The sequence below is a fragment of the Novosphingobium umbonatum genome, assembly GCF_004005905.1.
GTDB lineage: Bacteria > Pseudomonadota > Alphaproteobacteria > Sphingomonadales > Sphingomonadaceae > Novosphingobium > Novosphingobium umbonatum.
The window spans coordinates 13,159-26,944 of record NZ_SACO01000006.1; the positions used below are offsets into that span (position 1 = coordinate 13,159).

Genomic DNA, 13,786 nt, shown 5'->3' on the forward strand with positions numbered 1-13,786 from the left:
GGCGCGGGGCTTTCGGACGAAACCTGTGATCGGGCTTTAATGGCGCGTGGTGCCCCAGCCCGCCTGCTGGCCGGTGGTGCGGCGTTGATAGCTTTCCAAGGCATTGCTGCCACTGGCCAGAGTGAGCGCCGACAACGCCTTGTCCAGCCCGCCGCGCACAAATTGGTCGATCGCATGCGCGGGGTCCTGCCCCAATTCCTGCGCCAGATCCTTTACCGCGCGGGCCATGTCCTGATATTCGCGCTCGCTCAAATGGGCGGCTGCTTTGTCGAAACCCTTATGCGATTCAAAGCTCAACATCTCTCTCCCTTGGCGGGTGGGCTGATGAGGTTGAACCTATGCCAGAGTTGCGAAGGCGCGATAAAGGCGCGCCTAGCCCGTAACGCTTAGCTAGGGGAAAGCAGCGATTCATGATGAATCGCCGCCCCCCATTTCGTTAATCAGACGTGTTTTCCCTTAATCAAGATTGGGCCGCAACCAGCGGCGCGTTTCTTCCAGATCCTGCCCGCGACGGCCTGCATAATCAGCCAGTTGGTCCTCACCGATGGTGGCAACGCCGAAATACTGGCTTTCGGGATGGGCGAAATAGAAACCGCTGACCGCAGAGGTGGGCAGCATGGCCTGACTCTCGGTCAAAATAATGCCCGCATTCTCGCCCGCATCCAGCAGGTCGAACAATATCGGCTTCAACGTATGGTCGGGGCAGGCCGGATAGCCCGGCGCGGGGCGGATGCCGCGATATTGCTCACGGATCAGCGCTTCATTGGTCAGCTGCTCACCCGCCGCATAGGCCCATAGCTCGCGGCGGACATGGGCGTGCAGGCGCTCGGCAAAGGCTTCGGCAAAACGGTCGGCCAAGGCTTTCAAAAGGATGTCATTATAGTCATCATGGCCCGCCTTGAAGCGTTCCAGATGCGGTTCGATGCCATGGATGCCCACCGCGAAACCGCCGATCCAGTCATCCTGTGTGTCGATAAAATCGGCCAGACAGAAATTGGCGCGGCCACGGCTCTTGATGAATTGCTGGCGCAGCATGGGCAGGCGGGTCCCCTGTTCCAGCACCACATCATCGCCTTCGCGATGCGCGGGCCAGAAAGCGCAGACGCCGCGCGCGGTCAGCCATTTTTCCTCGATAATCTGCCCCAGCATCTTTTGCGCATCGGCATAAAGGCTGCGCGCCGATTCGCCGACGATGGGGTCCTCCAGAATGGCGGGGAAAGTGCCCGCCAGTTCCCATGCGCGGAAGAAAGGCGTCCAATCGAAATAGTCCGCCAGATCCGACAGGCTCCAATCATCGAACCGATGCAGGCCGGGCTGCGCGGGAGCAGACGCCTTTTGCGCAGGGTCGATCACGAAAGCATTGGCGCGCGCGTCGGTAAGCGACAGCAGCTTCGACCCGCCCTTGCCCGCACGGGCCACACGCACCGCTTCATACTCATCCGCCGTGGCGGCGATAAAGGCGTCGGCCTGCGTGTCGGACAGCAGCTGGCTGGCCACGCCCACTGCGCGGCTCGCGTCCAGCACATGCACCACCGCGCCATCATAGGCCGGATCAATGCGCAGCGCCGTATGCACCTTGGACGTGGTCGCCCCGCCGATCAGCAGCGGGATCGTCAGCCCCGCGCGCTGCATTTCCTCGGCCACGGTCACCATTTCATCGAGCGAAGGGGTGATCAGGCCCGACAGGCCGATGATGTCCACCTGCTCCTTCACCGCCGTCTCGATGATCTTGGCCCAAGGCACCATCACGCCAAGGTCAATCACCTCATAGCCATTGCACTGCAAAACCACGCCCACGATATTCTTGCCAATATCGTGAACGTCGCCCTTCACCGTGGCCATGATGATCCGGCCCTTGGCTTTCGCCCCCGGTTCCTTGGCCGCCTCGATAAAGGGGATCAGATGCGCCACGGCCTTTTTCATCACGCGGGCCGATTTCACCACCTGCGGCAGGAACATCTGGCCCGAACCGAACAGATCGCCCACGCGGTTCATGCCCGCCATCAACGGCCCTTCGATCACCTCGATCGGGCGGGCGTAAAGCTGGCGCGCCTCCTCGGTGTCGTCGACGATATAGGCGTCAATGCCCTTGACCAGCGCGTGTTCAAGGCGCTTCACCACATCATAGGAGCGCCATTCCTCGGCCTCCTTCTCGGCGGCTTTATCCTTGCCCTTATAGCTTTCGGCCAAAGTGATCAGCCGCTCGGTGGCGGTTTCCTCGCCAGCCACAGGGCGCATCAGGATCACATCTTCCACCGCTTCACGCAAAACGGGGTCGATCTGGTCATAAATGTCGATCTGGCCCGCGTTGACGATGGCCATGTCCATGCCGGCGGGGATCGCGTGATAGAGGAACACGCTGTGCATCGCGCGGCGCACGATTTCATTGCCACGGAAGCTGAAAGACAGGTTCGACAGGCCGCCGCTGATATGCACATGCGGACAGGCCGCCTTGATCTCGCGGCAGGCCTCGATGAAGTCCAGACCATAGCGGTCATGCTCTTCAATGCCGGTGGCGACCGCGAAGATATTGGGGTCAAAGATAATATCTTCGGGCGGGAAGCCGATGCCGGTCAGCAGCTTGTAGGCGCGGCTGCAGATTTCCACCTTGCGCGCCTTGGTGTCGGCCTGCCCCTTTTCGTCAAAGGCCATGACCACCACGGCGGCGCCATAATCCATGCATTTGCGGGCCTGGGCTAGGAAGGCTTCCTCGCCCTCCTTCATGCTGATCGAATTGACGATCGGCTTGCCCGAGACGCATTTCAGACCAGCCTCGATCACCTCCCATTTGGAACTGTCGATCATGATTGGCACGCGGGCAATATCGGGTTCCGAAGCGATCAGCTTCAGATAGGTGGTCATCGCCTCGACCGCGTCGAGCAGGCCTTCATCCATGTTGATGTCGATGATCTGCGCGCCATTTTCCACCTGCTGGCGCGCCACTTCGATGGCCTTGGTGTAATCACCTGCGATAATCAGCTTTTTGAAAGCCGCGCTGCCGGTGACATTGGTGCGCTCGCCCACATTGACGAAACGGGCGGAGGATTGGGCGTTCATGGGTAATTCCAGCAATCAGGCAAACAGGAAAGGTTCAAGACCGGCAAGGCGCGTCACCGGCTCCAGCGCGGGCAATGGCCGTGCGGAAAGGCCGGATACGGCGCGGGTCATGGCCGCAATATGCGCAGGGGTCGATCCACAACATCCACCAAGAATATTAACCTGCCCCGCATCCGCCCATTCCTTGACCAGACCCGCCGTGGTTTCAGGCAGCTCGTCATAGGCGCCCAATTCATTGGGCAGGCCCGCATTGGGATAGACCATGATCAGCGTGTCGGCGATTTCGGACAGCACCTTCACGTGGGGGCGCAACTGGGTCGCGCCAAAGGAGCAGTTGAGGCCAATGGTGATGGGGCGCGCATGGCGCACCGCATGCCAGAAAGCCTCCACCGTATGGCCCGACAGATTGCGGCCCGACAGGTCGGTCAGCGTCATCGACAGCATGATGGGGATTTCGCGGCCCAGCTTCTGTTCGACATGGCGCACCGCCATCACGCCCGCCTTGGCGTTGAGCGTATCAAACACCGTCTCGATCAGGATGAAATCCGCGCCGCCTTCGACCAAGGCCTCGATCTGTTCGGCATAGACATCGACCAGATGGTCCCAATCGATCTCGCGGAAACCGGGGTCGTTCACATCGGGGCTGAGCGAGAGCGTCTTGTTCGTCGGCCCGACCGCGCCTGCCACGAAACGGGGGCGGCCATCTTGCGCGGTGAACTCGTCCGCCACGCGGCGCGCCAGCTTGGCGGATTCCACATTGATCTCGCGCACCAGATGTTCGGCGGCATAATCGGCCTGGCTGATGCGGTTGGCGGAAAAAGTGTTGGTTTCGGCAATATCCGCGCCTGCCGCGAAATAGGCGCGGTGGATCGCTTCGGGCACTTCCGGCTTGGTCAGCGCCAGAATGTCATTATTGCCCTTCTGATCCTTGGCCAGCCCCAGATCGCCTGCATAATCGGCTTCCGACAGGCCGTAATTCTGGATTTCAGTGCCAAAGGCGCCATCGGTGATGAGAATGCGCTGCTTGGCCTGCGCCAACAATTCGGCCCGCGCCGCAGAGGGAGTGATGGTCATGGCTCAGGCTGCTTTCTCTTGGATAGCTGCCGCTGCTTTGGGGCGCACGCCCAGCAGATGGCAGATGGCATAGGACAATTCGGCGCGGTTCAGCGTGTAGAAGTGGAAATTGCGCACGCCGCCCGCATAGAGGCGGCGACAGAATTCGGCAGCCACCGTGGCCGCCACCAATTGCCGCGCGGCGGGATGGGTGTCGAGGCCCGCAAATAGCCCCTCCATCCATGCCGGAATGGCCGCGCCACAGGCGGCGGCAAATTTGCGCGTCTGGGCAAAATTGGACACGGGCAGAATGCCGGGCAGCACCGGCGCATCAATCCCCGCAGCCGCCAGACGATCGCGGAAACGGAAGAAGGTTTCGGGTTCAAAGAAGAACTGGCTGATCGCGCGGCTCGCGCCCGCATCCAGCTTGCGTTTCAGGTTGTCGATATCGGCTTCGGGACTGGCCGAATCAGGGTGCATTTCAGGATAGGCGGCTACCGAAATATCAAAAGGCGCAATCGCCTTCAAACCCGCCACTAGATCGGCGGCATTCTGGTACCCCTCGGGATGCGGCACGAAAGGCGCGCCCGGCTCGCCCATATCGCCGCGCAGGGCCACAATATGGCGCACGCCCGCCTCCCAATAGGCCTCGGCCACGGCGTTCACTTCTGCCTTGGTGGCATCGACACAGGTGAGATGGGCGGCAGCGGGCAGGCGTGCCTCGGAAATGATCCGCGCCACCGTGCCATGGGTGCGGTCGCGCGTGGTGCCGCCTGCGCCATAGGTTACCGACACGAATTCGGGCGCCAGCGGGGCCAGAGCCTGCACCACATCCCACAATTGCAGCATCATCGCGTCGCTCTTGGGCGGGAAGAATTCGAAAGACACCGCCACATCGCCGGGCAAACCGGCAAACAGGGGGGTATCGAGCGCCTTGCGGGCCTCGCTCAGGGCGTCATAGCTGGCGATCATGGGGTAACAGCCTCTGGGGTAGAAAGGGATGGAGCCGCACCAGCGCCAAGGCGGCGGCCGGTCCAGATTTTAACGGTGAGCTGCCCGCCGGACAGCGCGATAGAAGGTTCGGCGGCAAAGCCCGCCTGCGCGAACCATTCGCCCATTTGCGCATCGGAAAAACCAAGGCGGGCATGGGCATGGACGCTGCGCAATTCTTCATGCCCATGCGCGTCCAGATCGACGATGGCGATCCGTGCACCGGCACGGGCCACACGGGCGGCTTCGGCCAGCACGGCTTCGGGCGCCTGAGCATAATGGAGCACCTGATGCAGCAGGATCGTATCGAATGTCCCCGCCACGCAGGGAAGCGAGGTGAAATCGCCCTGCACCAGATCGACCTGTCCGCCCGGCAAATGCTGCAAACGGCTGCGCGCGATGCGCAACATGTCGGGGCTTTTGTCCAAGGCCGTAATATGGCGGGCGCGGGGGGCAAACAATTCCGCCATGCGGCCCGTGCCCGTGCCAATATCCAGCATCGCCCCCAGATCATCGCCCAGCGCCACGTCCAGCGCCTGCTCCACCGAACCATCGGGGCTGAGCAGCGAGCGGATCTGGTCCCATTCCTCGGCATGGCGGGCGAAATAGGCAGCAGCAGCAGCTTCCCGCGCGGCGCGGATGGCGGCCAATTGGCGACGATCCTCGGCACATTCGGCCGCAAAACCGGCATCGTCATATTCCGCCGCCGCCAAAAGCCGCGCGGTGGCCGCGCCCAAAGCGCTGGGAACCGTCTCGCCAATCGCGCTTTTCAGGAAAACCCAGCTGCCTTCCTTGCGCCTTTGCGCCAGCGCCGCATCGCACAGGATCTTCACATGGCGCGACACGCGGGGCTGGCTCTGCCCCAAGACCTGCGCCAATTCGCCCACCGCCAACTCCATCGCGGACAGCAGGCGCATGATGCGCAGCCGCGTAGGGTCGGCCAAAGCGCGCAACAGGGGGTCTATGAGCAGAGTCTCGGTCATGGCTGGAGTGTCATATAAAGATATCTTTATATGATTACAACCACCACCTGTTTCAACGCGGAGACAAGCTTTGCTTTGCCCCCTCAAGCCTTGCCTTTTCGCAGCCGGCCTCTAACTAATGATGGCAAAGCTGCTCTTACGAAACCCATGTTTGTCTTCAAGGAAACCGCCATGTCGATGCGCCGCCTGCCCGCTTATGCCCTCGCCCTTGCCGCCCCGCTGGCGCTTGCCGCCTGTGGCAGTTCCGACAAGGCGAGCGAAACCGTCACCGCCGAAAACGTGGAAATGCCCGCCGAACAGGCGATGAGCGGGGTGGATGCCGCCGCCATGCCGGTGATCGATTCCAAGGCTGATTCGAGCGAAGCGCCCACCACCACCGAAGGCGTCGCCGCCGCTGCCGGTCAGGCCGCTGCCGATGTGGCCGCCGCAGCTGCCGCTGCCGGTGTTGACCCCAATGCCGCGCCCAGCCCTGCGGCCAAGAAGGCGCAGTAAGGGGAACGGAGGGGCAAGTTCAGTCGAAGCTGACCTTGCCCCGCCCCGCTTTGACCGCGCCACGGATTTTCTTGCCCTCCAATCGCGCGGTCTTGCCCACGCGGTTGAGGCGGCTCTTGGCCCGCTTTTCGGGCAGCTTATGCGCCTCGCGCAGCATCTCGGCCAAACGGTCACGCGCATCGCGGCGATTCGATTCCTGCGTGCGGAAACTGCGGGCGGTGAACACCAGCTCGCCCCCTGCGGTCATACGGCTGCCCGCCAATTCCTTTAACCGGTGGAACACTTCGGGCGCCAAGCGCAAGGCATAGACATTGACGCGCAATTGGCAGGCAGTGGCCACTTTATTGACATTCTGCCCGCCCGGCCCAGCCGAGGCGATGAAGCTTTCCTGCGCCACAGCATGGGCGCGGGAAATGACCGCCTCGACCTGATCCGGCGCCATGGTGGATTACTCGCCTGTGGGTTCTTCGTCGTGCGATGCGGGCGCGGGTTCCTCACCAAAGCCCAAGGCGGCAAAATCCGCCGGAATCGGGGCAATGGCATGCACGGGAGGCTTGCCCTCGCGCTCCACGGTCAATTCCACGGCATGGAGCAAGGTGCGCGCAGCCCCCTCCCCATCGCCATAGATCGGATCGCCCACCAAAGCCGCGCCCAGCCCCAATTGCGCATGGACGCGAATCTGGTGCGTGCGGCCGGTTTCGGGGCGGAATTCCACCAGAGTCAGCCCGTTCACTTCTTTCACCTTGCGCCAATGGGTGATGGCAGGCTTGCCCTTCTTGGCCGCGATCATCCGCCAGCCATCGGCGGCCGAGGAAATCTTGGACAAAGACAGGCCAATCGTGCCCTCTTCACCCTCGACCACGCCATTGACCACGCCCAGATAGCGTTTGGCCACGGCGCGGGCTTCAAAAGCGGCGGAAAAACGCTTCAACGCCTTGGGGTTGCGCGCCAGCAGCAGACAGCCCGACGTGTCGCGGTCAAGCCGGTGGACCGGCGCGGGCTGGCGCTGGAAACCCAGAGTCAGCGTTTCGAGATGGTCTTCCAGACTGCGCCCGCCCGCGCGGGGCTGGTCCAAAGGCAGGCCTGCGGGCTTGTTGATGATCAGAGCCTCGCCATCTTCAAACAGGATTTCAAGCTCCATCGTGTAACGCCTTCTCAATTCGGGAAATGGCTTCCACCAGTCGCGCCTCGTCGGCGGCAAAACTGATGCGGAAACCGGAAAAACCGCAATGCTGGCCGCCAAAGGCCGAAGCGGCGACAATCGCCACCCCATTCTCCAGCAAATGCATCGCCAAAGCCTCATCATCGCCAAACCGCTCCATCAAGGGCGCGGCGTCGATCATGCAGTAAAAGGCCCCATCGGGCGTGGGGGTAAACAGGCCGGGGATGGCGTTGATCCGGCCCACGCAAAGGTCACGCCGCGCGCGGAAACGGTCGCGCCAATCGAGCAGAAACGCCTGCGGCCCTTCAAAAGCGGCAACCGCGCCCGCCTGCGAGATGGAGGAAGCATTGCCCGACACATGGCTCTGCAAGCGCCCCATCGCGCCGATCAGCCAGGCTGGCCCCGCCGCCACACCGATCCGCAATCCGGTCATCGCATGGCTTTTGGATACGCCCGACACGGTCAACACGCGATCGGCCAGATCGGGGCATTCCACCGCCAACGTGGCATGGGCTCCAGCGCTGTAACGCAAAGGCGCGTAAATATCATCGCTCAGCACCAAGACCTGCGGATGAGCGCGCAGCACCTCGCCCAAGGCCTGCAAATCCTGCGCGCTATAGGTGGCGCCGGTGGGATTGCCCGGCGAATTGAGCAGCAGCCAGCGGGTTTGCGGGGTGATCGCGGCGGCCAGTTGATCGGGCGTGATGCGGAAACCGCCTTGGGCATCCGTCGCAATCGGCACCACATTGGCACCGGCAAAGCGCACGATTTCCGGATAGGACACCCACCATGGCGCGGGGATCAACACATCATCGCCCGCATTCAGCGTGGCCAGTAGTGCCAGAAAGATCGACTGTTTCCCGCCCGAGGACACCAGCACCTGCGCGGGATCCACCTTCAGCCCCAGATCGCGCTCGAAATGCAGCGCGCTTGCCCGCCGCAGGGCCGCCGTGCCCGCCACAGCGGTATAGCGCGTATCGCCCTCGGCCAGCGCGCGCACCATGGCCTCCACCACATGGGGCGGGGTGGGAAAGTCGGGCTCACCCACCGAAAGGCTGATAATATCGCGCCCTTCATCACGCAGGGCGATGGCGCGGTCGGTCATGGCATTGGTGCGCGAGGGCTGGATGCGAGCCAGCGCGGAAGAGATCGAATTGCTCATGGCAGGGGCGATAGAGCCAGTTGGCGCCTGCGTCAAAGTGCGAGACGGCGATTCAGCCCAGCAGGCGCGCCTTCATCAATCCACGCAGCGCATTGCCGATGAAGAATCCATCGGCCAAATCCTCCAGCCGCAGCTCTGCCTCCCGCGCGCGCCCTTCGGCCAACAGGGATTGGCGAAGTACACCGGGCAACAGGCCCAGCGAGGCAGGCGGGGTCAACAAAAGGCCATCGCGTTCAACAAAGATCGAGGTGAAGCAGCCTTCGGTCAACAGGCCATCATCGCGCAGGAACAGGCTTTCCTTCGCGCCCGCCGCCTGCCCCGCCTTCAATCCGGCCTGATAGAACCAGCGGTCGGAGGTTTTGTGCTGGAGGCGCCAATCGCCCTCGTCCACCGGCAAGGGCAGCACCGCGCAAGGCACTGGCGCATCGGCATCCATCGGCGCGGGCGCGGGTTGCAGTTCCACCCCCGTCGCCCCGCTGCGCGCCAAAACCAAGCGCAGGCGCGAGGGCTGATCCGCCTCGAAACAAATCGCCTGAATGGCGTTGCGCGCGGCATGGCGGTCAAAACTGAAACCCAGTTCGGCCGCGCTGGCCTTCATCCGTTCCAGATGCAATTCCAGCAAGGGAATGCCCAGATCGGGATGGAATCCCATGGTTTCTATCAGATCGAATTGCGCAATCGTTCTATCCGGCGCCGGTTGATGCACGAAACCCCCTTTAACAAGGCATTCGCGCCATTCCGGCAAAGCCAGCGAATCCGCCACCACTGCTGAACCAACCCCTAACACAGCTGTGCCAGCGCCCCCTTCGCCCAAAGTCAGACGTAGGCTTCGGATTGCCACATTGAACGACGCCGCGCCAGACGCATTTGTCTGCGTATTGGTGGGATCAACACGTAGTTTTGGCGGATCGATATGGCCAATCGCCCCGCAATAGGCCCCGCGCGGGTCACGCTCATGGGCGTGGATCAATTCCATCGCGCGGATCTTGGGCGCGCCGGTCACCGATCCACAGGGGAACAGGGCGCGCAGCACATCGACCACCCCCAGCCCATCGCCCAATTGCGCGCGCACGGTGGAGACCATCTGATGCACGGTGGGATAGGACTCCACCGCAAAAGCATCCTCTACCCGCACGCTGCCCGCTTGTGCCACGCGGCTGATGTCATTGCGCATCAGATCAAGGATCATCAGATTTTCGGCACGATCCTTGACGCTTTCCACCAGATCGCGGACTTGCGCCTCATCCTGTTCCGGCGTGGCGCCACGTGGGCGGGTGCCCTTCATCGGCTTGGCGCGCAAAGCCCCCTGCTCGGCGTCAAAGAACAATTCGGGCGAGAGGCTGAGCAGATAATGCGAGCCATCATAGACCACCCCGCCATGCGCGCCCCCGCCCGCCTTGCGCAATTGGGCATAAAGCGCCAGCGGATCGCCGCTCCACGGCCCTTCCAGCGGAAAGGTGAAATTGGCCTGATAAATGTCGCCTGCGCGGATCGCTTCGGCCACATGGTCAAAGGCCTGCGCATAGGCCCCCGGCCCGATGGCGGGCAGCATCGGCCCGATGCGGGCAGGGCGGTTATGGCTGGCCTGCATGGCCAGAAAGGCCGATACCTGCTCCGCCGTCAGATCCTGCCAGCCGTCAAAGGCCCCCATCCAGATCAAGGGCCCATCCGCCCCGCAACGCCCCGCCGCCAGATGCGCCAGTTTCGGCTCCAGCACCAGACCCGCCTCATAGGCCAGATGGCCCGCTAGCGCATAGCCCTGCGCCAGCAGCGCCTCCATCCGTTCCAGCGCGGGGGCAACCTCCTGCGGCCTGCGCGCCACCACCACATGGGCCGGTTCCCGATAGAGCCGCGCCTTTTGTCCCGAACCTTCCACGCGGGCATCATCCAGCAACACAAAGGGTGCGCAGCGCAGATCGCCGGTGGGAAGGGTTAATTCAGCCATAGTCGCCGCTGCATAGCCCGCCTTACACGATCATGCAAAAGGCCTGTGGGGCAAGGGGGAAGCCTCGCGCAAAAAGCGGATGGATTTTGCGCAAAACGGTAATTAAGTTGCGCGCCATCGCAACGCTGCACCGCTTGAAAAAGCGCCAGCCTATGCCCCGTAAACCAAAGGCCAACGCCGCCTTCCGCCGGAGAGTCTTGATGCGCAACCGCCTGTTTTACCGCGCCCTGTTGAGCAGCAGCCTGCTCGCCTGCGCCGCCATGAGCCAGCCCGCTCTGGCCGCGCGCCCTGTTAAAGCCGATGCCAAGGCGCCGCCCCCGCCCGCCCCTGCCCCCGCTGTGGTGGAAACCCCGCCGCCTGCGCCTTTGGGCAAGCTGGCCGATGCGGTGCGCCCTGCGGCCTATCGTCTGGACCTGACTTTGGACCCTGCGCAGGAGCGTTTTTCCGGCCATGTGGAAATTGACGCCACGGTAAAAGAATCCAGCCGTTTCATCTATCTCCATGGCCGCGATCTGAAAGTGGCCAAGGCCAGCGCCACCATCGGCGGCAAAACCTATCCTGCCACTTGGAGTCAGGTGGACGAAACCGGCGTAGCACTTCTAACCTTTGCCGAGGCGCTGCCCGCAGGCGTGGCCACTTTCGCCTTTGATTATGATGCAGCTTTCTCCGATGGCCCCGCCGGTCTGTTCCGCGTGAAAGTGGGCGATGCATGGTATAGCTGGAGCCAGTTTGAATCGATCGACGCCCGCGCCGCTTTCCCCTCCTTTGACCAGCCCGGCTATAAGCAGCCCTTCACCGTTACCCTGCGCACGCCCAAGGGGCTGACCGCCGTTTCCAACGCGCCGGAAATCGAAACGCGTGAAGAAGGCGGGATGAGCATCCACCGCTTTGCCCCCACCGCGCCCTTGCCCACCTATTTGCTGGCAATGATGGTCGGTAATTTCGCCGTGGTGGAAAGCGTGGTGCCCCCCACGCCCCAGCGCGCCACCCCGCTGCCCCTGCGCATCATCTCCACCCGGCAGAACAAGGACAAGCTCGCCTTCGCGCTGGAAAATTCCAAGGCGATTGTCGCCCATCTGGAGGATTATTTCGGGCAAGCCTTCCCCTATCCCAAGCTGGACCAGATTACCGCCCCGATCATGCCCGGCGCGATGGAGAATGCAGGCGCGGATCTCTATCAGGACAATCTGCTGGTATTGGATGACAAGGCCAGCACCGGCCAGAAGCGCGCCTTTGGCATGGTGGTGGGCCATGAACTGGCGCATCAATGGTTTGGCGATCTGGTAACGCCGGCATGGTGGGACGATATCTGGCTGAACGAAAGCTTTGCCAACTGGATGGGCTATCGCATCGGCAATGCATGGCGGCCCGATCTCAACATTGGCAAGGGCGCGCTGGAGGAAGGCTTTGGCGCGATGAACACCGACTCGCTGCTGGCCGGTCGCCCGATCCATCAACCGATCACCACCAATGCCCAGATCGACGCCGCCTTTGACACGATCACCTATGGCAAGGGCGGCCATGTGGTGGCGATGATCGCCGCCTTTATGGGCGATGAAAAATTCAAGGCAGGCGTGCGCGCCTATATGGCGGCCCATCGTTACGGCAATGCCACCAGCGCCGAATTCTTTGGCGCCATGGCACAAGTCTCGGGCGATCCGCGCATCCTGCCCGCGATGCAGAGCTTTACCGACCAGCAGGGCTTGCCCTTGGTCAGCTTCACCAAGAACACCGATGGCAGCTACACCGCCACGCAAAGCCGTTATGCCCGTTTCGGCACGACCGCGCCGGAACAGAAATGGGGCGTTCCGCTATGCCTGCGCATGGGGGCGGAGCGCTCGTGCCAATTGCTCGACACGGTGTCGACCAAGATCACCGTCAAGGGCAAAGGCCCGCTGATGCCCAATGCGGGCGGCACCGGCTATTACCGTTTCGAACTGCCCAAGGCAGATTGGGATGCGCTGATCGCTTCCTCAGCCAGCCTGTCGGGCGGGGAAGGTCTGGCGCTGGCTGACAGTCTGCGCGCCAGCTTTATGGCGGGCCGCGCCAGCGCCGCGCAATTGGCGCAATTGGCCCGCGTGATGGTGGCCAATCCCGATTCCTATGCCAGCGATGCCGCCGGAGACGGTCTGGCCGCGCTGGAAGGCTGGGGCATGCTGGATGCCAAGGCGGAAGGTGCCTATCGCGCCTTTGTGGGCAAGCTCTATGGCCCGCTGCTGGCCAAGGCAGGCTTCAATCCGGCCAAGGGCGCCTATGCTGGCGAAGCGGCGGAAGTGTCGCAACGCCGCGCGCAATTGGTGGGCAAGCTGGTCAATGACGCCCGCGACCCCGCCCTGCGCGCCAAGCTGGCGGCGGCGGCACAAAGCTGGCTGGATGGCAAGCAGGAGGCTTTGGACGCCAGTTGGTATCGTTCGGGTTTCTCGACATGGCTGGACGCACAGGGCAAGACCGGCGGCGGTTCGCTGACCGCGGCCAAGACCCTGTTCGAACGCGCCATCGCCTCGCAAGACCCGCTGCTGCGCCCCTCGCTGCTGGGCGTGATCGCGTCGAGCGGCAAGGAGGATGTGGCAACGTGGATCCTGTCCGATGCCAAGGACAAGCGCCTGCGTCTGTCCGAAAGGCTGCAACTGGTCGCAGGCGTGGCCAGCAACCGCAAGACCCGCGACATGGGCTATGACTGGATCCGCAGCCATCTGGACGAATTGCTGGGCGGCAGCGGCGGCATCTTCCTCGCCTCGCGCCTGCCGCAGGTGTTTGCGGGCTATTGCTCGGTGGAAAAGGCCGATGCGATTGCCAAGGATTTTGCCCCCAAGCTGGCGGGCAAGACCGGCGCGCTGGAACTGGAACGCACCATCGAGCGGGTGCGTAGCTGCGGCAAGTTGAAGGACGCCCGCAGCGCGGAAGCCTCGGCGCAAATCGCCAAGCTGAAGTGAGGAACAAGG

Annotated in this window: 11 protein-coding genes; 2 read left to right on the top strand and 9 right to left on the bottom strand. The window is 62.9% G+C overall.

Annotated features, from left to right (window positions below):
• Positions 1 to 36 precede the first annotated feature (36 nt).
• The 5 genes from EOE18_RS09360 to EOE18_RS09380 all read right to left on the bottom strand — a co-directional run bounded on the left by EOE18_RS09360 (position 37) and on the right by EOE18_RS09380 (position 6,083).
• Positions 37 to 300 (bottom strand): hypothetical protein, encoded by a 264-nt coding sequence (locus EOE18_RS09360; protein WP_127708797.1) that lies wholly within the window; start codon positions 298 to 300, stop codon positions 37 to 39.
• A gap of 156 nt (positions 301 to 456) precedes the next feature.
• Positions 457 to 3,057 (bottom strand): methionine synthase, encoded by a 2,601-nt coding sequence (gene metH / locus EOE18_RS09365; RefSeq protein ID WP_127708799.1) that lies wholly within the window; start codon positions 3,055 to 3,057, stop codon positions 457 to 459.
• Positions 3,058 to 3,072: 15 nt separating this feature from the next.
• Positions 3,073 to 4,131, bottom strand: coding sequence for a homocysteine S-methyltransferase family protein (locus EOE18_RS09370; RefSeq protein WP_127708801.1), 1,059 nt, complete (start codon positions 4,129 to 4,131; stop codon positions 3,073 to 3,075).
• A gap of 3 nt (positions 4,132 to 4,134) precedes the next feature.
• A complete protein-coding gene (gene metF, locus EOE18_RS09375) occupies positions 4,135 to 5,082 on the bottom strand; it encodes a methylenetetrahydrofolate reductase [NAD(P)H] (RefSeq protein WP_127708803.1) in 948 nt (315 codons plus the stop codon).
• Positions 5,079 to 6,083: an ArsR/SmtB family transcription factor gene (locus tag EOE18_RS09380; protein WP_127708805.1), complete on the bottom strand. Its 1,005-nt coding sequence runs from the start codon at positions 6,081 to 6,083 to the stop codon at positions 5,079 to 5,081. The genes metF and EOE18_RS09380 overlap by 4 nt, the downstream gene beginning before the upstream one ends.
• A 171-nt stretch (positions 6,084 to 6,254) precedes the next feature.
• Between EOE18_RS09380 and EOE18_RS09385 the strand changes: the two genes are divergently transcribed.
• Positions 6,255 to 6,575 carry a hypothetical protein gene (locus tag EOE18_RS09385; protein WP_246027360.1) on the top strand — a complete coding sequence of 107 codons (321 nt, stop codon included), beginning with the start codon at positions 6,255 to 6,257 and terminating at the stop codon, positions 6,573 to 6,575.
• Between the two features lie 19 nt (positions 6,576 to 6,594).
• Here EOE18_RS09385 and arfB read toward each other — a convergent pair whose 3' ends face one another.
• Genes arfB through pabB form a run of 4 tightly spaced genes read right to left on the bottom strand, consistent with a single transcriptional unit; the run spans position 6,595 to position 10,844 of the window.
• Positions 6,595 to 7,017: an alternative ribosome rescue aminoacyl-tRNA hydrolase ArfB gene (gene arfB, locus EOE18_RS09390; RefSeq protein WP_127708807.1), complete on the bottom strand. Its 423-nt coding sequence runs from the start codon at positions 7,015 to 7,017 to the stop codon at positions 6,595 to 6,597.
• Positions 7,018 to 7,023: 6 nt separating this feature from the next.
• A complete protein-coding gene (locus EOE18_RS09395) occupies positions 7,024 to 7,716 on the bottom strand; it encodes an RluA family pseudouridine synthase (protein WP_127708809.1) in 693 nt (230 codons plus the stop codon).
• Positions 7,706 to 8,899 (bottom strand): pyridoxal phosphate-dependent aminotransferase, encoded by a 1,194-nt coding sequence (locus EOE18_RS09400; protein ID WP_246027361.1) that lies wholly within the window; start codon positions 8,897 to 8,899, stop codon positions 7,706 to 7,708. Before EOE18_RS09400 ends, EOE18_RS09395 begins: the two co-directional genes overlap by 11 nt.
• Before the next feature lie 52 nt (positions 8,900 to 8,951).
• Positions 8,952 to 10,844 carry an aminodeoxychorismate synthase component I gene (gene pabB / locus EOE18_RS09405; protein WP_127708811.1) on the bottom strand — a complete coding sequence of 631 codons (1,893 nt, stop codon included), beginning with the start codon at positions 10,842 to 10,844 and terminating at the stop codon, positions 8,952 to 8,954.
• A gap of 200 nt (positions 10,845 to 11,044) precedes the next feature.
• Here pabB and EOE18_RS09410 point away from each other — a divergent pair, with 200 nt between their 5' ends.
• Positions 11,045 to 13,777: a M1 family metallopeptidase gene (locus tag EOE18_RS09410; protein ID WP_127708813.1), complete on the top strand. Its 2,733-nt coding sequence runs from the start codon at positions 11,045 to 11,047 to the stop codon at positions 13,775 to 13,777.
• Positions 13,778 to 13,786 lie beyond the last annotated feature (9 nt).

Bases quoted from the DNA above. Each gene is read 5' to 3' on its own strand.
- metF (WP_127708803.1), bottom strand. From the start codon at position 5,082: ATGATCGCCAGCTATGACGCCCTGAGCGAGGCCCGCAAGGCGCTCGAT.
- EOE18_RS09385 (WP_246027360.1), top strand. From the start codon at position 6,255: ATGTCGATGCGCCGCCTGCCCGCTTATGCCCTCGCCCTTGCCGCCCCG.
- EOE18_RS09400 (WP_246027361.1), bottom strand. From the start codon at position 8,899: ATGAGCAATTCGATCTCTTCCGCGCTGGCTCGCATCCAGCCCTCGCGC.
- EOE18_RS09380 (WP_127708805.1), bottom strand. From the start codon at position 6,083: ATGACCGAGACTCTGCTCATAGACCCCCTGTTGCGCGCTTTGGCCGAC.
- EOE18_RS09360 (WP_127708797.1), bottom strand. From the start codon at position 300: ATGTTGAGCTTTGAATCGCATAAGGGTTTCGACAAAGCAGCCGCCCAT.
- pabB (WP_127708811.1), bottom strand. From the start codon at position 10,844: ATGGCTGAATTAACCCTTCCCACCGGCGATCTGCGCTGCGCACCCTTT.
- EOE18_RS09410 (WP_127708813.1), top strand. From the start codon at position 11,045: ATGCGCAACCGCCTGTTTTACCGCGCCCTGTTGAGCAGCAGCCTGCTC.
- metH (WP_127708799.1), bottom strand. From the start codon at position 3,057: ATGAACGCCCAATCCTCCGCCCGTTTCGTCAATGTGGGCGAGCGCACC.
- EOE18_RS09395 (WP_127708809.1), bottom strand. From the start codon at position 7,716: ATGGAGCTTGAAATCCTGTTTGAAGATGGCGAGGCTCTGATCATCAAC.
- arfB (WP_127708807.1), bottom strand. From the start codon at position 7,017: ATGGCGCCGGATCAGGTCGAGGCGGTCATTTCCCGCGCCCATGCTGTG.
- EOE18_RS09370 (WP_127708801.1), bottom strand. From the start codon at position 4,131: ATGACCATCACTCCCTCTGCGGCGCGGGCCGAATTGTTGGCGCAGGCC.